General features: G+C 44.1%; 19 protein-coding genes. 12 read left to right on the top strand and 7 right to left on the bottom strand.

All coding sequences use genetic code 11. The annotated features are described in order from the left end of the window. Positions 1-239 precede the first annotated feature (239 nt). The 6 genes from IE104_RS00570 (at position 240) to IE104_RS00545 (ending at position 8,770) form a co-directional block, all read left to right on the top strand. Positions 240-1,817, top strand: coding sequence for a type I restriction-modification system subunit M (locus IE104_RS00570; protein ID WP_189415057.1), 1,578 nt, complete (start codon positions 240-242; stop codon positions 1,815-1,817). After that, on the top strand, positions 1,814-3,046 hold the full coding sequence (locus IE104_RS00565; RefSeq protein WP_189415055.1) for a restriction endonuclease subunit S: 1,233 nt from the start codon (positions 1,814-1,816) through the stop codon (positions 3,044-3,046). Before IE104_RS00570 ends, IE104_RS00565 begins: the two co-directional genes overlap by 4 nt. Before the next feature lies 1 nt (position 3,047). Further along, a complete protein-coding gene (locus IE104_RS00560; RefSeq protein WP_189415053.1) occupies positions 3,048-4,352 on the top strand; it encodes an AAA family ATPase in 1,305 nt (434 codons plus the stop codon). Positions 4,353-4,602: 250 nt separating this feature from the next. Continuing rightward, positions 4,603-5,064 (top strand): helix-turn-helix domain-containing protein, encoded by a 462-nt coding sequence (locus tag IE104_RS00555; protein WP_189415051.1) that lies wholly within the window; start codon positions 4,603-4,605, stop codon positions 5,062-5,064. Then, positions 5,064-5,630 carry a PIN domain-containing protein gene (locus IE104_RS00550; protein WP_189415049.1) on the top strand — a complete coding sequence of 189 codons (567 nt, stop codon included), beginning with the start codon at positions 5,064-5,066 and terminating at the stop codon, positions 5,628-5,630. The genes IE104_RS00555 and IE104_RS00550 overlap by 1 nt, the downstream gene beginning before the upstream one ends. Positions 5,631-5,662: 32 nt before the next feature. Next, positions 5,663-8,770 (top strand): HsdR family type I site-specific deoxyribonuclease, encoded by a 3,108-nt coding sequence (locus IE104_RS00545; protein WP_189415047.1) that lies wholly within the window; start codon positions 5,663-5,665, stop codon positions 8,768-8,770. A 512-nt stretch (positions 8,771-9,282) separates the two neighbouring features. Here IE104_RS00545 and IE104_RS00540 read toward each other — a convergent pair. Continuing rightward, positions 9,283-10,635: a tyrosine-type recombinase/integrase gene (locus IE104_RS00540; protein ID WP_189415045.1), complete on the bottom strand. Its 1,353-nt coding sequence runs from the start codon at positions 10,633-10,635 to the stop codon at positions 9,283-9,285. Positions 10,636-11,295: 660 nt separating this feature from the next. Here IE104_RS00540 and IE104_RS00535 point away from each other — a divergent pair. Beyond that, complete coding sequence (locus IE104_RS00535; protein WP_189415043.1) at positions 11,296-12,291, top strand: TolB-like translocation protein; 996 nt, start codon at positions 11,296-11,298, stop codon at positions 12,289-12,291. A gap of 27 nt (positions 12,292-12,318) precedes the next feature. Beyond that, positions 12,319-13,128: a hypothetical protein gene (locus IE104_RS00530; RefSeq protein ID WP_189415041.1), complete on the top strand. Its 810-nt coding sequence runs from the start codon at positions 12,319-12,321 to the stop codon at positions 13,126-13,128. A gap of 29 nt (positions 13,129-13,157) precedes the next feature. Here the strand turns inward: IE104_RS00530 and IE104_RS00525 are convergent, their stop codons facing one another. The 4 genes from IE104_RS00525 to IE104_RS00510 form a co-directional block, all read right to left on the bottom strand. Next, entirely contained in the window at positions 13,158-13,496 is a 339-nt protein-coding gene (locus IE104_RS00525) for a hypothetical protein (protein ID WP_189415039.1), read from the bottom strand. 55 nt (positions 13,497-13,551) lie between these two features. Further along, on the bottom strand, positions 13,552-14,583 hold the full coding sequence (locus tag IE104_RS00520) for a TolB family protein (protein WP_189415037.1): 1,032 nt from the start codon (positions 14,581-14,583) through the stop codon (positions 13,552-13,554). A 404-nt stretch (positions 14,584-14,987) separates the two neighbouring features. Further along, complete coding sequence (locus tag IE104_RS00515; RefSeq protein WP_189415035.1) at positions 14,988-15,818, bottom strand: hypothetical protein; 831 nt, start codon at positions 15,816-15,818, stop codon at positions 14,988-14,990. Between the two features lie 171 nt (positions 15,819-15,989). Then, on the bottom strand, positions 15,990-18,140 hold the full coding sequence (locus IE104_RS00510; RefSeq protein ID WP_189415033.1) for a glycoside hydrolase family 20 zincin-like fold domain-containing protein: 2,151 nt from the start codon (positions 18,138-18,140) through the stop codon (positions 15,990-15,992). A gap of 196 nt (positions 18,141-18,336) precedes the next feature. Between IE104_RS00510 and IE104_RS00505 the strand changes: the two genes are divergently transcribed. Together IE104_RS00505 and IE104_RS00500 are read left to right on the top strand one after the other, a co-directional pair. Further along, positions 18,337-18,759, top strand: coding sequence for a VOC family protein (locus tag IE104_RS00505; RefSeq protein ID WP_189415031.1), 423 nt, complete (start codon positions 18,337-18,339; stop codon positions 18,757-18,759). Positions 18,760-19,012: 253 nt separating this feature from the next. Next, on the top strand, positions 19,013-19,936 hold the full coding sequence (locus tag IE104_RS00500) for a DUF2167 domain-containing protein (protein WP_189415029.1): 924 nt from the start codon (positions 19,013-19,015) through the stop codon (positions 19,934-19,936). A gap of 61 nt (positions 19,937-19,997) precedes the next feature. Here IE104_RS00500 and IE104_RS00495 read toward each other — a convergent pair whose 3' ends face one another. After that, positions 19,998-20,471 carry a hotdog fold domain-containing protein gene (locus IE104_RS00495; protein ID WP_189415027.1) on the bottom strand — a complete coding sequence of 158 codons (474 nt, stop codon included), beginning with the start codon at positions 20,469-20,471 and terminating at the stop codon, positions 19,998-20,000. A gap of 153 nt (positions 20,472-20,624) precedes the next feature. On the opposite strand from IE104_RS00495, the gene IE104_RS00490 reads away from it, so the two are divergent. Beyond that, positions 20,625-21,410: a tetratricopeptide repeat protein gene (locus tag IE104_RS00490; RefSeq protein ID WP_189415025.1), complete on the top strand. Its 786-nt coding sequence runs from the start codon at positions 20,625-20,627 to the stop codon at positions 21,408-21,410. Beyond that, the gene (locus IE104_RS00485; protein WP_189415023.1) at positions 21,407-22,144 is read left to right on the top strand and encodes a 4'-phosphopantetheinyl transferase family protein; all 738 of its coding nucleotides are present in this window, start codon (positions 21,407-21,409) and stop codon (positions 22,142-22,144) included. Before IE104_RS00490 ends, IE104_RS00485 begins: the two co-directional genes overlap by 4 nt. Here IE104_RS00485 and IE104_RS00480 read toward each other — a convergent pair. Then, positions 22,114-22,986 carry a transporter substrate-binding domain-containing protein gene (locus IE104_RS00480; protein WP_189415021.1) on the bottom strand — a complete coding sequence of 291 codons (873 nt, stop codon included), beginning with the start codon at positions 22,984-22,986 and terminating at the stop codon, positions 22,114-22,116. The genes IE104_RS00485 and IE104_RS00480 overlap by 31 nt on opposite strands. Positions 22,987-23,129 lie beyond the last annotated feature (143 nt).

The raw sequence follows: 23,129 nt of genomic DNA, 5'->3' as shown, positions 1-23,129 counted from the left end.
CTTTCCCTTATTCTCTCACTGGCAAAATGACGGCAAACCAAATGGCGATTAAGCTTCTAACAATGAAGCTTAATCACGGATTATTATGGCAGCCTCAAAAAAATACCTGTTGCCTTGCGACATAAGGCACACTAGGCAACCGGCTTAACTCGACGATAAGCAGGCTGTTATTTAATAGCCAAAAGCAATCGACACTATTTTTAACTATAAGCACTAAACGAATTAAACAGGAAATAAGAATGACAAGTTCACAACAACGCGCCGCCCTGCAACGCCAAATCTGGTCGATTGCCAACGATGTACGCGGCGCCGTCGATGGCTGGGATTTTAAACAATACGTGCTAGGCACTTTGTTTTACCGCTTTATCAGCGAAAACTTTGCTATCTACATTGAAGCCGGTGACGACAGCATTACTTACGCCGAACTGCCCGACAGCGTGATCACGCCAGACATTAAAGACGACGCCATTAAAACCAAGGGCTACTTTATCTACCCCAGCCAGTTGTTTGCCAATGTGGTCAAGGCTGCGAATACCAACGAAAGTTTGAATACCGATCTTGCCGCCATCTTTGGCGCTATAGAAAGCTCCGCCAACGGTTACCCCTCCGAGAAAGATATTAAAGGCCTGTTTGCTGATTTTGATACCACCAGCAACCGCCTTGGTAATACGGTAAAAGACAAAAACCTGCGCTTGGCCGCTGTGCTCAAAGGCGTAGCAGGTTTGGATTTTGGCCATAATTTTTATGAAAAAGCGGATGCATCCCATATCGACTTGTTTGGCGATGCCTACGAATTTTTAATTTCCAACTACGCAGCTAACGCGGGCAAATCTGGCGGTGAATTTTTTACTCCGCAGCATGTGTCCAAACTTATCGCGCAACTTGCCATGCATGGCCAAACTAGCGTGAATAAAATTTACGACCCTGCCTGTGGTTCTGGCTCGCTGCTTTTGCAAGCTAAAAAACATTTTGATGCGCACATTATTGATGAAGGTTTTTACGGGCAAGAGCTAAACCACACCACCTACAACCTTGCGCGTATGAATATGTTTTTGCACAACATTAACTACGACAAGTTCAATGTGCAGCTGGGCGATACTTTACGAGAGCCGCACTTTCTTGATGACAAGCCATTTGATGCGATTGTTTCCAACCCTCCGTATTCCGTTAAATGGATTGGCAGCGACGACCCAACCCTGATTAACGATGAACGCTTTGCCCCCGCCGGTGTGCTAGCGCCTAAATCCAAAGCGGATTTTGCCTTTGTATTGCATGCGCTAAGTTATTTATCTAGCAGAGGCCGCGCTGCTATTGTGTGTTTTCCCGGTATTTTTTACCGTGGCGGTGCAGAGCAGAAAATTCGAAAATATTTGGTGGATAACAATTATGTAGAAACGGTGATTTCATTAGCGCCTAATCTATTTTTTGGTACCACCATCGCTGTGACCATTTTGGTATTAGCCAAAAACAAAAAAGACAACGCCATCCAATTTATAGACGCCAGCGGTTTATTTAAAAAAGAAACCAATAACAACATCCTGACCGATGCTCATGTTGAAGAAATAATGAAAGTGTTCGATAGCAAAGCGAACATTGAACACTTTGCCAAAACGGTGTCAGTAGAAATAATTTCCAGTGCGGAAAATGACTACAACCTGTCGGTAAGCAGCTATGTAGAAGCGAAAGATAATCGTGAAGTGGTGAATATTAATCAGCTCAATGCCGAACTCAAAACCACCGTTGCCAAAATCGACATGCTGCGCAAAGAGATTGATGCGATTGTGGCGGAGATTGAAGGTGAGGAGTTGGACGCATGAGCAGCTTGAACTATTTGGAAAGGCTGTTGGATGGCGTTGATGTAGAGTGGATGGCTATAGGGGAAGTCGTATTGCCCACAAACAATATAAAGTGGAGAGATGCAGATCGAACCTATCGTTATATTGATCTCACTTCTGTGGATATTGAAACAAAATCAATAACTGAAACATCTGTAGTTTCATCTAGCAACGCACCAAGCCGAGCACAAAAGCTTGTGGAAAAGGATGATGTTATTTTTGCAACAACTCGCCCTACACAAATGCGGTACTGCTTAATTCCCGAAGGTTATTCGGGCGAAGTTGCGAGTACGGGATACTGTGTATTGCGCACAAATAGTGGTAAGGTTTTACCTAAATGGATTTTGCATTGGGTATCCTCCACTGATTTCAAAAAATACCTTGAAGAAAATCAGAGCGGTTCGGCGTATCCTGCAATTTCTGATGCCAAGATTAAGGATTTCCAAATCCCCATCCCCTGCCCAGAAAACCCAAAAAAATCTCTAGAAATCCAATCCGAAATCGTCCGCATGTTGGACGCATTTACCGCCCACACCGCCGAGCTGACCGCCGAGCTGACCGCCGAGCTTAATGCACGCAAAAAACAATACAACTACTTTCGCGATCAGCTGTTGAGTTTTGAAGAGGGGGTGGTGGAGAGGAAGACGTTGGGGGAGGTATGCCGCTTTATAAATGGCAGAGCCTACAAGCAGCCGGAGTTACTCGAAATGGGTAAGTATCCAGTTTTAAGGGTAGGTAATTTCTTTACGAACGGCAATTGGTATTATTCTAACCTTGAGCTTGATGAAGATAAGTATTGTGATAATGGTGATTTGTTATACGCATGGTCAGCCTCATTTGGGCCAAAAATTTGGGGCGGTGAAAAAGTAATTTATCACTACCACATTTGGAAAGTTGTACCTGATGCCACCCTTATTTCTAAGAAATATCTTTTTTATCTATTGGCGTGGGATACGGAGGCGCTCAAGGCGGAGCATGGTACAGGTTCGACAATGATGCATGTTGGAAAGGGGGCTATTGAGAAAAGATTGTTACCCATTCCCTCGCTTACTGAACAAGCACGCATCGTATCTCTTTTGGATAAATTTGACGCACTAACCAGCTCTATCACCGAAGGCTTGCCCCGAGAAATCGAACTGCGCCAAAAACAATACGAGTATTACCGTGATTTGTTGTTGAGCTTTCCGAAAGCTAAAGAGGTAACGGCATAACATGAACAAGGAATTAAAGGACATAGCTCAGGAACTAAAAGACGCTAATAAAAAGGTACAGTTGATTTATGCTTTCAATGGTACAGGCAAGACTCGTTTGTCACTTGAGTTTAAAAATTTGGTTGCACCCAAAATCACCGATGATGAAAACAATCAGCCTCGCGAAAAAATTCTTTATTACAATGCTTTTACTGAAGACTTGTTTTACTGGGATAACGATTTAAAAGCTGAAATTGATCCTAAGCCAAAATTGAAAGTTCAGCCAAATACATTTACAGGTTGGCTTATTACTTTGCTTAAAGACTTAGGAGAAGACGGCAACATCATTTCCAATTTTCAGCGCTACACGAGTAGTAGAGTCTCGCCAGAGTTCAATGAAGCATACGTATTGAAAATCGAAGATCATGATGGGAGGGAAGTTGAAGTTCCCGTTCCTGCTTTTTCTGAGGTAACTTTTAAAATAGCAGCCAATCAGCCAGTAGTGGTGGGCGACGCTATCGTTACAACCGACGACGGCGCTATAGTAGTTCAAGGGAATTATGAAATTGTGAAAATTTCTAAGGGAGAGGAAAGCAACTTCGTTTGGAGTGTTATTTACACATTATTGGAGCAAGTAGTTTCCATTCGCAATGAACCTGATCCCACGAACCGAATAACTGATAAATTTGATCAGTTGGAATATGTTTTTATTGATGATCCGGTTTGTTCTCTGGATGACAACCATCTAATTGAACTAGCAGTTGACCTCGCGGTGTTAATTAAATCGAGTAAATCTAATCTTAAATTTATTATTACAACCCACAGCCCACTGTTTTATAACGTTCTAAGTAATGAGCTGAGTAACAAAGCCTATGAAAAGCAGGCCGATGGAACCTACAAACTCACCTACAATCCAAACAATGAATTTAAGAAACACCGGTTAGCAAAAAAAGCTGATGGGCTTTTTCAGATTGTAGAACAACCAACAGACTCCCCTTTTTCTTATCATTTGTTTTTATTATCCGAACTGCAAGAAGCTATTACGAGTGGTCAAGTTCGAAAATACCACTTTGGCTTTCTGCGGAACATCTTGGAAAAAATGGCCACATTCTTGGGCTACAACCACTGGCCCGCGCTTCTACCAAAAACGCAAGGCGGACAACCAGACCCATTCTTAAATAGAATTCTTAATCTATCCAGCCATTCCGCCCATGCAGGTGAAGAGATTGCTGATATTGAAGATAGGGACAAAGAAAAATTGGACGAGCTAGTAAAATATTTGACAACGACTTATGGCTTCAGGACCCAGGAACTACAAAATGGATGATGACACCAACTCCACCGCCGTAAGGAATCGTTTTAGATAAATACTCCGAGGAGGAGGCCTCATGTCCAACAATCTAAACCGCAGAACTCCTGCACAGCACCGCGACCTGCTAACGAGCTTTCCCGACCGGATGGAGAAGTAGCGAGGGCTGTGCGCAGTCCGCCTCACTCTTTAGGGCTTTTCGTTTATTTCGTTTATGCTATAGTTCCCCCATAATATCCGCCTATTTGAGGCGATAACGGAGGTTGTTATGAACGCTAGGCATAATATTGTGCATTTACCTACCAAGCCCGAAATGGAAGAGGCCAAACTCTCCAGCCGTATGCTCAGTAAGTATGCGGATGCCGATAGGGTGCAAATGTCGCTCAGGGGCAGCAACGGTACGGCTGAAGACCTTGTATTACCTGGCCCAGTACTGCAATTGTTGCTGGATATACTCTCAGAAATGGCCAAGGGCAACGCTATAAGCCTTGTTCCTATTCACCATGAACTCAGTACCCAAGAGGCGGCCAATTTATTGAATGTGAGCCGCCCACATTTGGTTAGCCTACTGGAGAAGAACGAGCTGCCCTTTCGTAAGGTTGGCGCGCATCGCCGCGTTCTAGCTAAAGATGTACTTGAGTACAAAGAGAAGATTGATAGCCAAAGAAGCCAAGCATTAGATGAACTAACAGCACTCTCGCAATCCTTAGGTATGGGGTATGAGAGTTAATGGTGCGGTTCTCAGTCGTCTTTGATGCCTGCGTGCTCTATCCCGCCCCCCTGCGGGATAGCCTAATGCGTCTGGCCAGTAAAAATTTATTTAAAGCTTATTGGACAGACCGAATACACGACGAGTGGATTAACGCACGTCTAAGAGAAGGAAAATATAACCGCGATCAATTGGAAAAGGTGCGGGAGTTGATGGATCGCCATGTGCCTGATGCCAAAGTCACGGGTTACGAGAGCTTAATTCAGGGGCTTGAATTGCCTGATGCAGATGACCGCCATGTACTGGCTGCCGCGATTAAAAGCAAAGCTGATGCAATTGTGACGTCAAATTTAAAAGACTTTCCAGAAGAGTATTTGGCGTCTTTTCAAATTGAAGTTATTCACCCAGACGATTTTATTTATTACCAAATTGATATGGCGCCTGCCATTTGCTGCTCTGCATTTCGCGATCAACGTAATGCCTTAAAAAATCCTGCTATGGATGTTGATGATTTCCTCGCCAACTTACAAAAACAACAACTTCCGCAAACCGTGTCACTGCTTCGTCAGTACGCTCAGCTCATTTAATCTGTGGTAATGGATACCAGGAACCAAACGCAATGACCGACTACAAAACTATCGCCGAATCCAATAACTTTATCGTTCTGGATAAATACAAAAGAGAATGGGAAGTTAAAGAAAGCTACCAGAGCGAAGGCGATTTGGAGCGCGAGTTTATTCAGGATTTGCAAAACCAAGGCTATGAATACCTGCCCAGCGTGAATAACGCGGCGGCTATGCTGGCCAATGTTCGCCTGCAACTACAGGCTCTTAATAATGTGGCGTTTTTAGAAAGTGAATGGCTGCGTTTTGTGGAAACCTTTTTAGATAAACCCAGCGATAATATTGTCGATAAAACCCGCAAAATCCATAACGACTATATCCACGATTTTGTGTTTGATGATGGCCGCATAAAGAACATTTACCTGTTCGATAAGAAAAGCATCGCCCGCAACAAAGTGCAGGTGATTAAGCAGTTTGAACAGGCGGGTAGCCACGCCAACCGTTACGATGTGACAATTTTGGTTAATGGTTTGCCACTGGTGCAAATTGAATTAAAAAAACGTGGTGTTGCTATTCGTGAAGCCTTTAACCAAGTGCACCGCTACAGTAAAGAGAGTTTTAATAGCCAACAATCGCTGTATAAGTATTTGCAGCTGTTTGTGATTTCTAACGGTACCGATAGCCGTTATTTTGCCAATACTACCGCGCGCAATAAAAATAGTTTCGACTTCACCATGAACTGGGCGAAGGCCGATAACAATCTCATTAAAGATTTAAAAGATTTTACCGCCACTTTCTTCCAGAAACACACGCTGCTGAACGTGCTGCTGCATTATTCGGTATTTGATGTAAGCAATACGCTGCTAGTAATGCGCCCCTATCAGATCGCCGCCACCGAACGCATTATGTGGAAAATCAAAAGCTCGTTTGAGGCGAAAAGCTGGAGCAAACCAGAAAGCGGGGGCTTTATTTGGCACACTACCGGTTCCGGCAAAACCTTAACCAGTTTTAAAGCAGCGCGCTTGGCAACCGAGCTGGAATTTATTGATAAAGTATTTTTTGTGGTAGACAGGAAAGACTTGGACTACCAAACCATGAAGGAGTATCAACGCTTTTCACCCGATAGCGTAAACGGCTCAGACAGCACCGCCGGCTTAAAGCGCAACTTGGAAAAAGACGATAATAAAATTATCGTTACCACCATCCAAAAGCTCAACAATCTGATGAAAACTGAAGGCGACTTGCCCATTTACGGTAAGCAAGTGGTGTTTATTTTTGATGAATGCCACCGCAGCCAGTTTGGTGAGGCACAGAAAAACCTAAACAAAAAATTTAAGCGTTTCTATCAGTTCGGTTTCACCGGCACGCCTATCTTCCCACAAAATGCGCTAGGTGCAGAAACCACGGCAACCGTATTTGGCCGCGAACTGCATGCCTATGTGATTACCGACGCGATACGCGATGAAAAGGTGCTCAAGTTCAAAGTGGACTACAACGATGTGCGCCCACAATTTAAAGCCATAGAAACCGAGCTGGACGAGAAAAAACTCACCGCAGCAGAAAATAAGGAAGCACTCTTACACCCCGAACGTATTCGGGAGATTTCCCAATACATTCTCAATAACTATCGCCAGAAAACTCATCGTTTACAGGCTAACGCTAAGGGCTTTAATGCCATGTTTGCGGTAAGCAGTGTGGATGCCGCCAAGCTGTATTATGAATCCTTGAATAGCTTACAGGCTAAGAGCGAAAAGCCACTGAAGATCGCCACCATCTTTTCTTTTGCCGCCAATGAAGAGCAGGATGCGATAGGCGACATTCAGGACGAGGGTTTTGAAGTGTCTGCGATGAGCAGTAGCGCCAAAGAATTTTTAAGCGCTGCGATTGCTGATTACAACCTATTCTTTAAAACGAATTTCAGTGTGGATAGTAACGGCTTCCAGAATTATTACCGCGATTTAGCCATGCGGGTTAAAACCAAAGAAATCGATTTATTGATTGTGGTGGGAATGTTCCTTACAGGCTTTGATGCACCAACGCTTAATACTTTGTTTGTGGATAAAAATCTTCGCTTCCACGGCTTGATGCAAGCCTTTTCGCGCACTAACCGTATTTATGATGCGACAAAAACGTTCGGCAATATCGTCACCTTTCGCGATCTGGAAACGGCGACAGTGGACGCAATCACGTTGTTTGGTGACAAGAACACTAAAAACGTCGTACTGGAAAAGAGCTACAAGGAATACATGGAAGGCTTTACCGATGTGGTGACCGGCGAAGCACGACGCGGTTTTATGGATGTAGTGAGCGAACTGGAGCAACGCTTTCCTGATCCAACCACCATCGAAACAGAGTCCGATAAAAAAGCCTTTGCCAAGCTCTTTGGCGAATACTTGCGCGTAGAAAACGTGCTGCAAAACTACGACGAATTTGCCAGCCTAAAAGCCTTGCAAAAACTGGATATAAACAGCCCAGAAGCCGTTGAGGCATTTAAAGCAGAACATTATTTGGATGATGAAAAGCTGGCGGCGTTGCAAACCATACGCCTGCCCGCCGAGCGCAAGATTCAAGACTACCGCTCTAGCTACAACGATATTCGCGATTGGCAACGCCGTGAAAAATCCGCCGAAGAAAAAGCTAAATCAACCATCGACTGGGACGATGTAGTGTTTGAGGTGGATTTGCTTAAATCGCAAGAGATCAATTTGGATTACATTCTGGAGCTGATTTTCGAGCACCACAAAAAAACCAAAAGCAAAGTAGAGTTAGTCGAAGAGATGCGCCGGATCATTCGCGCAAGCCTCGGCAATCGCGCTAAAGAAAGCTTGGTCGTTGACTTCATCAATCAAACTGACCTCGACAAAATTGATAATGCCGTTAACGTAATCGAAGCTTTTTATAAGTATGCCCAAGCCGAACAGCAACGTGAAGCAGAAGAGCTGATTATTACTGAGAATCTGAATCAAGAAGCCGCAAAGCGGTATATCACCACGTCGCTCAAGCGAGAGTACGCCAGCGATGCAGGAACAGAGCTTAACGCCATCCTACCCAAGATGAGCCCGCTAAACCCGCAATACCTCGCAAAGAAACAAAGTGTGTTTCAAAAAATCGCTGCGTTTGTAGAGAAATTTAAAGGTGTGGGAGGGACTATAGTTAAAGAATAATTAAGGAGTAACTAATATGCAGCTATCGGAAACATTAATTCATAATTCAATTAATTGTTTTGCAGGATATCTGATATCAGTGTAACGGGATTTAACCTAGCCAAAATTTATTGCGAACCATTTTGTGGTATAATTATTCGGTGGGAATTATTGTATGAATAGCAAAAGTCCAAATCTGGCGCAGGCTGTTAAGTGTCGAAATTTAAAAAAATAAAAATATGTAGGAGTTAAAATGGAGAACAGCGATTCTGTTAAAAAAACCTGCAGCATATTAGGCTGCAACGGAACTATCTTTATTTTTCAAAAAGACCGCAAAATCAAGTGCACAGCACCTAAATGCAACAACGAGCCTGCGTTCACATCCAAGGGAAACGTAAAAAAGATTGATGGCGCTCGATGCCCTAAAGGGAAAAGCTTTTATATAAAGTGTCCAATATGCGACGCGACATCTTGTAGCCTTAAGGATGAACCTGATGATCTCGATGAACTTTTCGCCGAATACAAACCCGATTTTAGTCAGCCTCGCCTCTAGCGCCATCCAAAGCGACTAAGGTAAATTTAGAGTCAGACAATTTGGATATTAGAAGCGATTTATCTGCATCAGACAGCGTATCTATGATTGATAACAATCTATCACGATTGATATGTTGATCGCTTTTAATACCTGCGAGTTCAAGAAGCCTTGTCTCAATAACCTGAACCGGACTTCGTAATTCTTCTGCAGTCAAAATTGTATATCCGGCGGTCACATCGTCTCGTTTAGTTTTATGATTAAGCAGCCGCTTAATGGTATATGTACCAATTTTTAATAATTCAGCAGTGCTTGTGTAAGTTCTACGCAAATCATGCAGCGTAAACGGAATACCACTCTCCTCCACCAATTTAGCAATTATTTTCTTAGGCTCCCGAACATAACCATGCTCATTATTTGCCTGAAACACAAAAGCCCCATCTGTTTGCTTGCGACGACGTTCAAAAATAGTCAGCAAATGATCTCCAATAGGCAACAATAAGGGGACTCCATTTTTTGTTTTTGCAACACAAAAAACACGAGCTTTTAAATCAACATCAGCCCAAGGAAGACAAAGTAGCTCCGTTTTGCGCAAGCCTGTAAAAAAAGTCATTTCTACAAAATCGCAAACCGCTTGGGTAAAAGCGTCGGAAGTATTTCGCACTCGCGAAATTGCTCCATACCACCCCTTAATATCATTTTGATAAATTCGAGTTTGCTTACGCCCAACGTTATTCCATAGCTTTTGATGACTAAGAACGTGAGTAGGATTTTTAGTGAAAATTGACTCATCATTTGCGTTTTTATATTCATATAATGCAAAGTTGAATAACGCTCGAAGTAAACGCATGCACAAGTCCGCTTGGGCTTTGCTGCTCGCGCTTAATTCTTTGTGCCTGAGCTTTATCAAAGACTCAGTAATAGTAATTATTGGTAATGCATGCCAATCGCTAACGTAGGTCCGCATAACCTGTTCATATCCACGTATAGTTTCCGATTTAAGTTCTTTTCGAGACTTATAATCTTCATAGACTTGCAGCAGGGTAATATTCGAGCGGCGGTTAATGCGCTCAAGCTCATTTGGATTGACCCCCAGAGAGATGGCGCCAAGGATTTTTAAAGCATGTGTACGAGCCTGCTCGATGGTTACTTCTGGAAACCTTCCTATCGTGACGCTTATTGGTGCAGGAGTCCCTCGAACTCTTTTGTAGACACGAAAAACCTTCTTCCCTGTTGTCAGAATATCTAAGACCAACCCCTCTACCTTTGAATCTCGATAACGCTCACGCTTCGCAGCAATAGGCAATGCTAATAACAGCTCTTTTGTAAATCTAAGCTTTGATTTTTCTGACATGCGAACGATTCCTGTGCTACACCTGTGCTACAAATGCTATCAAAATAGCTCAACACACAGAAATACTCATCAATCATAAAAACAAAATAACCTATTGATTTTGTTATAAATATAAACCCATATCAATACTCATCAATAACCATAAAACAGAAGACCATCAAACTCATAATCGGCAGGTCACTGGTTCAAGTCCAGTTGGGCCCACCATATTAAATAAAAAGCCCCTATCGGCAAAAACCGATAGGGGCTTTTTATTTAACGCGTAGCGCTGCGGTTTGTTCTTCAAAGTTCCTGGTTCACAAACGCAACGCGTTTGAAACGAGGGGCAAAAGCACCGAAGCCCGCAGGGTCAAAACAAACACTAGTTTGTTTTGATTAACTCCAGTTGGACGCCTCGCACCACACCCACCCCAATATTAAGACACAAACTAGTTGTTAAAAAACTCGCTGTCACTCACGTTAAAAACCATAATTTTTTTTAACACCTAAGCACTTATAGAAAATTTTTTCGCCTCGTTCATCGCCGCTACCACAACAACAGTTTTTCTTATTGACTTCCCAAATGCGTTGTCGACAATCGCTTTGAAAAAACACAGCAATACCTTAATGAAAATTGCTGGCGAAATATTTCAACGTGAAAAAAACATCAGGGAGTTTGGTATGACGAAACGAAAACTTGCGCTTGTTTTTGCAATACTATTCTCAACATGTAAAGCTCAATCCGACCCATCATTCAACACCAATAAAGAATTCATACTGACTCCCGACATGACCCTGGGCAAATTAATTAAGGGCGACGTGAAGGGTGAGCGCTGGGAAGAATTCGCTCCCTATCGAAAAGGCGATGACACCTTTTCTTTGCTTGCCGCCGGGCGACAGCTGGCCATCTTTCCAAAAAATACATCTACCCGAACAGAGACTGTAAATATCTACGATGTTTCATCCGGGCAGCTGTTAGTGACACAACAGATTCCAAAGCGCACAGTCATTTCAGGCCCGGTATTTGGAAACCATGATTTTTATTTGCTCCGTACGTTTGTTGGCGCTAGCGATGGCGACAAAATGTTTGTCGCCAACCTGAGGACAGGAGACATTATTCGCGAGCTTTCCAGTGGCGGCAGCGATAACACTATAGATACCCTTGCGGATGGACGTTTGTATCGAATTCACGACAAAACCGGGCTTATTTCCATAAGCGGACCTGATGGCAAATGGGCTGACATTGGTCGCCTTGCTATTCCCGCCGGGCAGCAAATTGGGCTTTGGCGAATCAATCACGCGGGAAACAAAATCGCGGTTTATTATCTCTGGCGCAACTCCGCAACCGCCCTCATGGGTGATGTGTGGATTGCCAACATCGACGGCTCAAACCACTATCGCTTAACAAACCAGGGCTATATGACTCACCCGGTGTGGTCGCCTGACGATAGCAGGGTTGCCTTTAAATACGATACAACCTCCAACATGGTTGGTGGTGGTTTAGGTGGCGCTGGCGGAACTGGAAAATGCTCTTACTGGCAGGTTCCAGTAGGCGCCAAAGATGTGTCCGGCATAGCCTACGGACGACCACATAATCTTGCTAAAGAAATCCTTATCAATATGGGTGGAGTTGCACATTTTCCGGTATGCAGCCTGGTTGCCTGGGAAAAACCGTGAAGGCTAAAAAACCATTAGGGAGGAAAAATGAAATCATTTCAGTTAATACGTACCTTTCTGTTTAGCGCCTTCCTGTTGTTGTGGCCAAGCTATGCAACTGCGACTGAAAGCCCTCTTGTGACATTACCCAGGTTAGTGTCTTGTTCTATCGACGATGTTAATAACGTCCATCTCAGCCTGGATGCAACAGGCACACCTCTCACAGCGGGGGTCAGCGTTTATGCTGGCACGCGGGAATGTGATTTGAGCACTAGCGGACCAGCTTTAAAGCAACCTGACGGCAGCTGGCTTTTTGCCTGGCAGGATGACCTGCTTAACCAGGCCTATCGCTTGAAAATAATGCGCACTGGTAGCAATTACCATGTATCGGTGACTCCCGCCGCTTGCGGAGCCTTGAAGCTTCCCGCGCAAGCTGTACTGTCGCCGCAAGCCAAAGGTTGCAAAACGGCGGTGGATCGCCACCAGGCCTTCGTGCAATTCTGGCGTTCCTTGCGCGATATTATTGCCAAGGAAGATGGCACCGCGCTTGAGCACCTATCGTTACCGCAAGTTGAGTTTGTAGAAGGGCCAGACATTATAAAAGCGCCCGCATCTGTCATGCGCGACGGTGCTCGCTGTTTGCCGGATATTGGTGGAGATGTAAACCCAATCACAATCCGCGAGCTGCTGGCAACGACAGATACACCGCGTTTGGATATGCCGCCCCTATCAAACCGTAGTGACGAAGAAGTAAATTTGGCCGGTGCAATGACGGCCGTATGGACGCCCCTGGGTTGGCGCATCCAGGGGCTCAATTCCTCACCGGCTGTAATGGGGCGATGCCTGGAAAAGGAATAATAAGAAGTCCGGAATTCACCAATCCAGCGTTAATACTGCCCCACAAATTGGAAATGCAGCGCTGGTGTTTCGGTAAAGCCTGCATTCTTAAGCTGACTATTTACCCTTTCTACAATAGCGTTAAACGAGTCGGGCGAGTAGGAAATGTATTGATCGTGCTCCAATCCCAGCCAGGCTAAATTCTTGCCGATAAATAGAAAATAATCCTCGCCGTCGGTCATATTCCCGCTGTGGCACTCCAATCCGGCCTGCTTGGCTTTAACGCAGCGCGGATCTGTCTCTTCCCCACAAGCATCCAGTTCGTCTTCATCATCAGGATCCAGTTCAATCTTGATCCCATAAAAACCTACAAACGCATCGGCACCCATATTTGTCTCCTTTGTTAATGGTGTGTTTTTAAAGATGTAATTGGAAAGATGGCAATCAAGGTAGCCAGCTCAAGTTGCCACAGGTTGTAAGTGGTTCAGGTTCCCCCGGTAAAGTCCGCTTATAAGGATCTGCTACAGCGGTTGTATCGACTTCATGTGGGCCGGAATCCGTAGGAACAAATAAGATTGGCCGGCAAATCTGGTAATACCCCGGTACAGAGGGATTAACTGTGCCCACGACAAACGCCACCCATTTGCCATCGGGCGACCAGGTCGCACCTTGCAATGATATACGCGCGTTTTCCCGCAACACTCGCTCGCTGGGGTGCGCAAGCAACCGCATATCACTACCATCCAACCGCATGGTAAAAAGCAGGGAGAGCGGTGTTTTTCCGCGCGTCCACAGATTTAACAAGATGCGCTGACCATCCGGGCTAACTTTTAATCTTGCACCATCGGCATCAAGACCAGCCTCGATAGGCAACCGCACTTGCGATACCACTCCCGCGTCGGGCTTGGCTGTAACGAGCGTTTGACCTGCCAGATAGACATAGCGACCATCTGGCAACCAATCCAGAGCGTAAGTGGCATTTTCAGTGGGGTATTTGAAGGGCGATCCGTTGTCGAGAACCTGTTGCTCGCGGCTAATCACATACAAGCGCGGCTTGGGCGCATCGTTCGGCTCCCAATAACCCAACAACATGCGACCATCAGGAGAGGGGATTGCTGAGCGAAATTCTGGATCTACCCCTGCGTCTCGCAGCGGCGCCAGGTCTATACGAGCCTCTTCCCTCAGCGAACGACTGTTGATGAAAGCCAAATTACCTACTGGATCCTCGCGTACCAATATACCGCTGCCCATGGGCTGCCCGGCTTCCCACAAATCAGAACTCTGCTGGCTCTCACCTACCGAGCTATGCGGAAGCTTTTGCGCCTTTCCATTGGCAAGGTCAATGAGATGAGTTTCAAAAGGCCCGCCACGCCCATCATCAAGCAGAAGCTTGCCTGGCAAAGCTTGTTTAGCTTCTGCGGTAATACTCGCAAAAACCACCAACAAACCGAACAAATTCGTTTGTAGATATCCCATTTATACATTTCCTTATCGGCCCGGAGCGCGACGCACTTTCAATGTGCGTTAGCATAACTGATTGAATTTGCTGCACAATTGAATGAGATGCCACTTTCTTTTAATGCTAAATATTTCGGTTTCCGACGGTTGGACGCTAAGGCAAATTCCAAGTTGTCATAGCAGATGCGTATAGCGCATCAATCAACACGTCGATAAACTCATCATCAAGACACGCTATAAAATTCATACCTAACTGTATGAAGTCCACCTTAATGAAAGGCAAAAAATAATTAGATTAAACATCGCTAATAATTATTTCTGACAGAAGCGATTTGAGCAGAATAATGGCCTCGTACACTGCAAAAAATTGGTCTTTTATTTAAACCAGATAAGCCGTCACCGCTTCTTTTAAAACGTGATACCTATTTACGAACAACAAAACCGTAATTCGCCACATTATTTAGAGCTTGCTCACTCGCTTGAACAAAGACCTCTTCCGGGAATGCCTCGGGTGATGCCATGCATATAGTTAGGTAATATTCATTGGGCGCAATGGCGTTGGCGATCATTGCCCAGGCGAGAGATTCGATTGTTTTATTTAGCGGCGCTCGGAAGTATTGAAAGCTCAATGCCCGTACCGCTTCGCGCTCACCCTTTGCGGCTATTGCGATTAATTCTTCACGCACACCTTCAACTTTTAGCATCCATGCGCCTTGGTCCTGCGGGTAGAGTAAATCCAGATTCATGGAAATTACCCCTACCCTGCCCAATGTTGTTTCTGTCATTGAACTTAAAGGGCTTGAATACAAACGCGGCACGCGTGCGCTGTATTTATCCCATAATATTTTAAGTTCGTAAGCGCGAATTTGTTGCGGAGTTTTTGTGGGGATAATTGCACCACCAGATTTCATAGAATCTATGCTGGAAGCTTGTTCCGTCTGAGAGAGTGATTGGCCAGGCAGTTGAGTGTCTGCGTGTGATTGCGAATGATCGGGATTGCCTGACTCAGATTGAGTTGTTTTTTTAGTAGTGGGAGTAAATATCTTTTTTAGTGTTTGTGAATCGAAAGTAGAATGTTGATCAACTGGATAATGCGAGTCTTCTGCTGTTGCAAACGCATTTTGATGTAATGAAGAATCATCCAGCGCAGGAATATTAAAAATATTTGTCCACAGGATTAAATAAAGCATATAGACCGTAAGCACGAGCAACGCGACCGAAAACAATGGAATTGATGCGCGCGAGTAGGCCATAGATCATCTCTTTCAAAAAACACTGGTGTGCAATATTATCATTCTAGACGAATCTGCTGGCTTTTGGGAAACACCACGGCACAGGGCGGTTAGCTTAGTGCCTTAATGTATGTAAAACTTACTAATTACACTTAACAATAAGACTAGTAGTCATATGCTCATTCGTTTCCACTAATCCCTCTTCACACTATTCCGCGCAATATCAACATCTGCATTTACCTGATCACGAATCAGCGCCCAATGAAACAAATTATTTTTATTTTCATCGTAGGAGATATGGTTGTAGTGGGTTAATGGCATATCGCGATAAATAGGCCGTGTGATGCGGATTACTTCATCCCAATAAGCCAAGGCTTTTTCCAAATGTTGAATAGCTTGTTGCTGCTGTTCTGTATCGCCGGTGAGGCGGAATTTTTTAAGGGCTATACCGCCTTTTATTTTTTCGGCGAGGTGCAAGCCTAAATTGGCCCAGGTTTTTACGTCAGCGACTTCGTACATAAGGCTGGCGTTGCCCTTGGTATCTATTGCGTTGACGAGCTTCAGTGCCTCGTTGTTATCGCGCTCTAGCATTTCGATAAGTTTTGATGGTGTTATTTTTTCTTCCGAAAACTTTTCGCCTTTATTGGTTTTTTCAACGTAATCATTAATAGAAACATAGTCGCTGGACATGGTGGCTTGATTGATGAGCCTATCAACGGAAATATATTTAGTAGTGTCGCCTTGCAAAGCTAAAAAGCCTTCGCTGTAGAGCATAAAGTCCCATGTTGAATCATAAAGGGACGCTAATCGCAATTGTGTGTTAGACGCAAGTGAATAGGCTTGCAATAAATTATCGCCTTTTGTGCCGAAGCGGCGATTAAATTCAGCTTGGAAAACGCTGTCTGGCGTCTTGGCATCGTAAAGCAAACGGCCCCACAATTTGTAGAACAGCCATTGCCGCTGGAATGCCCATTTCCAATCCACGGGATCTTTAACCGCGGTAAAATAATCCAATGCGGGAATATAGGTTTCAGACCCAACAAAATATCCACCTACGTAGTTATGGTGTCCGTTGAGTTCAATATGTTTGCGGATAAATTCTGGCACGCCCCAACGCAAAGCAAAGAAATCTTCGTTCCTGACTTGCCACACGACTTTGTAATTTTTCGGCTGAGGAACGAAATAGGTATCACCTAACTTTCCGCCGTGAACTTTTTCTAATTTCGGTGTTGAGTGACCGTGCGACCAATTGAATTTCATTTCCACCCAAATTGGTCCGGAAAAGCGATCTTCCAATTTTTCCATTGCTGCACGTGTAACTTGTTCTACGCTTTTACTGACGCCAGGATCTGAGGATAAACCGGATGAAAAAGGAACGCGGTGAATTAATTTAACGGGGCGTTTTACTTCGAGCATACCTGCAATTAAAACATCGTCCATCCATTGTTGGCGTTGCAGCGGTGTCATGCCAGCCATGCCTTCACCGTGGGAAATACCAATACCATCCAGATCAGGATATTCTTCTAACGTCTGCTTAACACTTTCGCGTAAATAACGGCGCACAATTTCAGATGTATCGCCGGGGACAAAATAATGTGGGTAAAAATTTTGTTTAGCTACGCCGTGTGCTTCGGAGAACTCTTTACTAACAAAAATACTCCAATGAACAATGTAGGTATCCAACCCACGCTCTTTCGCCAGTTTAAAAATACCGCGGTAAAGCTTTTGCCATTCAGAAAATTCTTTTTCTGACCATGGGCTGGCTTCCGGGAAATTTTTTGGTTTCACCATGAAGGTATAAGGATTTAGATTCCACAAGCTGACCACATTGAAACGGTTTTCCACCATCATATCTAAAAAATCTTCCCAATATTTTAGATCGCGAACGGTAGATGTATGTTGTGTGAGTGCGGTACTGGCCCGGTAAGTTTCCCAGGGTAAATTATATTTTATGCCGCGAAATTCAAGCTGTGGCGTTTGGTTTTCAGCAGTTACTTTTGCTAATGAAACATGATTACGCAATTGCTCTCTAAGCGCTAATGCACCATAAATCATGCCGCGATTATCACCACCGATTACGGTAATAATTTTTCCTTCGGGAATGATTGAAAAAGCTTCTGGCTTTAATCGTTCGGGGTGAGTTGCGAGACTGATGAGATAATCATATCCCACATGCTCTTTTTGTAATTCGTAACCTTCACTTTTTAAAGTTTCGCTTAACTTGCGGGCAGCATAGTTCGCCTGGATTGATGACTCATCATAAATAATAGACACTTTTTCAGCCCAAGCCATATTGATAAGACTATAGGCGACAAGGATGGACAAAAATAATTTTATCTTCATGATTTCTACCTGGATAAATGCTATCTAATAGGGTCAGTATATAGCTGGCGAACAGATGCATTAATCGACTTTACAAAATAAAACAGCATTGGAGAAATCGCATCTTCATAAATGCAATATATAGAGTGCCACTTGCATGAATTGAACAAAGACACTCATAATTTAATTTCAAATTAACGACTAACAGGATCTTTTAATGAAAACCTTACTTGAACCTTATTTGTTTTTCGGCGGGCGCTGCGAAGAGGCTTTGGCATTTTATGGTACGGCATTGGGCGCTACCGTGAGCTATTTGGGTCGCTATAGCGACAGCCCGGATGCCATACCACCTGGAACCCTGGCGCCAGGATTTGAAAACAAAGTGATGCATGCAACTTTTCATATTGCTGGCAACACACTTATGGCTTCCGATGGCTGCAATTCTGACTCAAGCTTTAGTGGTTTTAATTTATCGCTTGCGTTACCAACCCAGGAAGAAGCGGAACGCGCATTTAACGCCCTTGCCGATGGCGGTACTGTGCGAATGCCTTTAAGCAAAACTTTTTGGTCGCCCTGCTTTGGCATGCTTACCGACCGTTTCGGCCTTGAATGGATGATCAGCCTCGCCGATGAACGATAAAATTTGCCATCATCAATATGTTTTACTCATGCACATTGATGATGGGTTCTCATCTTTAATACACAGGCGATAGCTACTCGAAAAGTATTTTGCCTTTGTATTTGAATAATGCAAAAATCACCTACCCTATTTCTGGACCTTAATAGCAAAAATCACAATGGAATGAGTTCGTTTTACATAACAATAATGATTTTAGTTTTTATAGCCACAAGGGAACGCAAGAATAATTTTTATTTACTGACAGGGACTCAATATGGCCAAGCAGCTATTTCTCATTTTATTGACACTTTTTTCACTCAACGCTTTTTCGCAATCCACTGACACCCCGCCTGTTGTTGAGGCCAGCGAAGAAACTGCAACCACTTCTGCAGCTGACACAGGCGCCGCAACCTTTTTAGCATCGCTTAAATTCCAAACGGGAAAAATATCATTGCCCAACGGCATAGCCACTGTGGATTTACCGGCAAACTTTCGTTACTTAACGCCAGCCGATACAGAAAAACTATTAGTCGAAGGATGGGGTAACCCACCGGGAAATGACACATTGGGTATGATTGTTCCCACAGAAACCAGCCCCTTATCAGACGCCGGTTGGGGCGTTGTTATCAGTTACACTGAAGATGGGCACATTAAAGACGAAGACGCCGATAAAATTAATTACAGCGAACTGCTGGAAGAAATGAAAAAAGAAAGTGAGGAGGAAAACAAAGAACGAGTAAAACAGGGCTATAGCGCCATGCATTTAGTGGGTTGGGCTGAGCCGCCAAGTTATGACAAGACTACACGAAAACTTTTTTGGGCGAAAGAATATGGCAGCGACAAGCAGGGCGTTAATTCCTTGAACTACAATATCCGCGTTTTGGGCAGGAAAGGAGTCTTGGTTTTAAACGCAGTTGCATCCATGAACCAAATTTCGCAAATTAAAAGTGAAATGCCCTCTATATTGGCTGTTACGGAGTTCACCCAGGGCAACCGCTATGCTGATTTTGATAGCAAAACTGATCACACCGCTGAGTATGGCTTAGCTGCATTGGTGGCAGGTGGTGTGGCTGCTAAAATGGGTTTGTTTGCTAAACTTGGCGTTTTATTATTAGCCTTCAAGAAATTTATTATTATAGGTTTAGTGGCGGCGGCTGCATTACTGAAAAAAATATTTAGTAAAAAATCTGAACAATAATTTTTTCATTCTAAACAAATAAAAGCGCGCTGCGATCAACTAGATTTCAGCGCGCTTTTATTTAGGATCTCGGGCTAATCCACATTTCAATTTCTGCAGAGAATACTTCCGTCTGCTGATCATCCATCATGCGAACTCTCACTAAAGCGTTATAAGCCTGCGCTGATGAATATAATTCAGCCTCGGGCCTTGCTTGCGCACGAATATTTCCCTTGGCTTTATGCAGATAATTTACTTTCATGCTTTTAGGTATCCAACGCATATCCGCTGGAATTGACACATCTGTCATTAAGCCTGCACAGAGTTCTGCAAGGTTGCACAAAGCAATAGCGTGCACCGTACCTATATGATTTTGAATCGCCCGATGCTGCCTAATTGAACCCTCACAAAAACCAGGCTCTAATACCTGAATACGCGGCGCCACGCTGGCAAAATAAGGCGCTTTAAAGCAAACCATTTTTGCAAAAAGCCAACGCCCCAGGGCAGAGCCATTCAGCTTACGCCACATACGCATAACCAAGGTTTCCCTCGCCATGATAAACACTCCTGTTATTGGTGACTTGATAAAGCATAGCAACTAAATTTAACACTGGCGGCAGCTTGATTTGTTATAGTAAATGCCCAACTACAATTTTCAGCTTTATAGTAAAACACGGTTTTCATTTAAAAATATCTTTTGGAGCACATCATGCAATCCTATTCAATTGCCCGCACCATTCAGATTTTTATCTTTTCGGTAACCCTGGCTCTTAGTGGCCTGGTGAGTGCCGAGCCGAGCCTTAACGATATAAACCAAACACTTAAAAGTGGCGACATAAGCAAAGCTGATGAGCTTATGAAGGAAGTCATAAGCGCGCATCCAGATAGCGCAAAAGCGCATTTCAAATACGCAGAAATTTTAGCGGCGCAAGGTAAGCTTGATGATGCACGCACAGAACTCGCTAGCGCGGAACGGCTACAGCCCAACCTGGCATTTGCAAAACCCGCAGCTGTAGAAGCACTCAAACAAAAAATTAATCATGCTGACCAAGGCGGCTATCACTCCACCAATCCTTTGGTGACTTGGGGCGCGGTAGCGTTTGTAGTATTTTTTATTGTGTTTATTGTTCGCAGCATCTCGCGCCGCCCACAAATTCAATCTAACCCATTAACCCAAACAAATTCTTATGGTCCGCAAACATCATATCAAAACACTCCTCAACAAGGCGGTGGCATGGGCTCCAACATTGCGAGCAGTTTGGCCACGGGCGCCGCAATAGGTGCAGGTGTGGTCGCCGGTGAAATGCTAATGCACAAGGTGCTCGATACTAATCAATCGAGCGATCACGATGAACAAACTCGCAATCACTCCACGCCGAGTAATTACGACGACATTAGCGGTAATGATTTTGTCGATAGCGACAATGGCTCTTGGGATAGCGACTCTGGCAGTGATTTTTCATCTGATAGCGATTCAGGCGGCGATTGGTCTTGATAGACATTAAATTCAATGTAGATTTCGCATCACAACCGTCAGATGATGTTGATGTGTGGTTGCTGGATCTATCGGAATTTTCCGCAAAGCCGCATGCAGAATTTGCGGAATTGGTTTCTAGTGAGGAACTCATTCGCGCGCAAGAATTTAAAATTAATTCGGCACACTTTCTTGCTACTCGCGCATTCTTGCGTCAAGTGCTCTCACTTTATACAGGTATTGCTGCGCATGATTTGCTATTTGCCCGCAGCGAACATGGAAAGCCCTTTTTAAGCAATTGCGCATCCGTTCATTTCAATTTATCTCATTGCAACACACTGGCAGTACTGGCCGTAAGCAAACACGGCGAACTGGGCATTGATATTGAAACGGCTGGCAGGCGCGACTTTATGAAAATTGCCAAACGCTTTTTTCACGAAAGTGAGTTCAACGCCTTACAAAACCGCCCCATCACCGAACGTGAAAATTTGTTTTATAAATATTGGACTCTTAAAGAAGCTTTTTTTAAAGCGACTGGCGGTGGAATTTCTACCGGACTGGATAGGATTATTTTTCAGTTTGATCAAGAAAATATAAGTGCGAGTCTTGATGCTGCGCTAAATCAACAACAACGCGATTGGCGATTTCATCAACAGTTAATTGCGCAAGATACCTTGGTTGCCTTAGCCGTGGATTCACATCATGCTCTTAAAATCCAATGGCTTTACGGTAATCCGGTGGTGGCGCGCGGCTGATATTTTAATTTAATTAATTTTCGTTCGTTATGTTCAAGCTCTTGCTGTCCCCGCTGCATTCCTTCGTCGCTATAAAATAATTCATCAAAACTTCCATCTGCAATTGCTAATCGCAAACCTTCTTCTATACGTTTGGCGAGTGCGGTGTTGGCTTTATTCACAAAAAAATAAAACGGTTGTCCGCCGTGTATTAACAGCGTTTGCTCTAACGCCAAGCCCTCTTTTGCAAAGCGTTCGTTTTCACCCCACACTTCAAACAAGCTACGCGAAACATAATCAAAACGCTTGGCCTTTAGCATGTTAAATAGCAAGCTGGTGTTGGTAATGCCAATCACTGGCAATCCATTGGCGACCATAATATCGCGCGATGGCCAGTCGGCACCGCCGCCGGAAGTGAACTTACTTAAATCATCCAAAGAATTAATAGTGCTAAAGCGCGGTTGGTCTTCACGACGAATAAGAAAAACACGGTATTCATTTAATTCTTTAGTTAAGGAAATTGGAATAGCGAGAAGTTCGCGCTCATAAAGTTCGCTATTGCCATGCCACATGACGTCAATGGTTTTATTCATTTTTAAATCAGCCATAAAACGTGTGGCTGTCAAAACTTCTTGATATGGCACAACTTCCGCAGCACCATAAGCTGATTCGGTTTTAGTGAGTGCTAGAGTTAATAGTCGATAAAAATAATCTTTGGGCGAATTAGCGCCACCTCCCCACGGCGGAACCACGACAGGCTCTTTTGCTGTTTCAGCAAAGCTGCCGCTGGATAAACCCAGGCTTGCGAGTATCAATACAGCTAAAGAAAAACGCAGGGTGTTATAACGCGAGATAAAACTCATAGCACCGTATATTTCCTGATAATTTAATACTTATGACTAACGCGGAACCGCCGCGCAGCTTAACACGCTTGCGGAACTCGCCGAGTTCTGAAAAAGCCCAAAACTTGATCGCTATTGTTAGCTGGCACAGGGTTTTGCTTGAC

Source organism: Cellvibrio zantedeschiae (assembly GCF_014652535.1).
Classification (GTDB): domain Bacteria; phylum Pseudomonadota; class Gammaproteobacteria; order Pseudomonadales; family Cellvibrionaceae; genus Cellvibrio; species Cellvibrio zantedeschiae.
The sequence above is the reverse complement of the archived record's forward strand: the minus strand, read 5'-3'. Positions and strand labels throughout refer to the sequence as shown.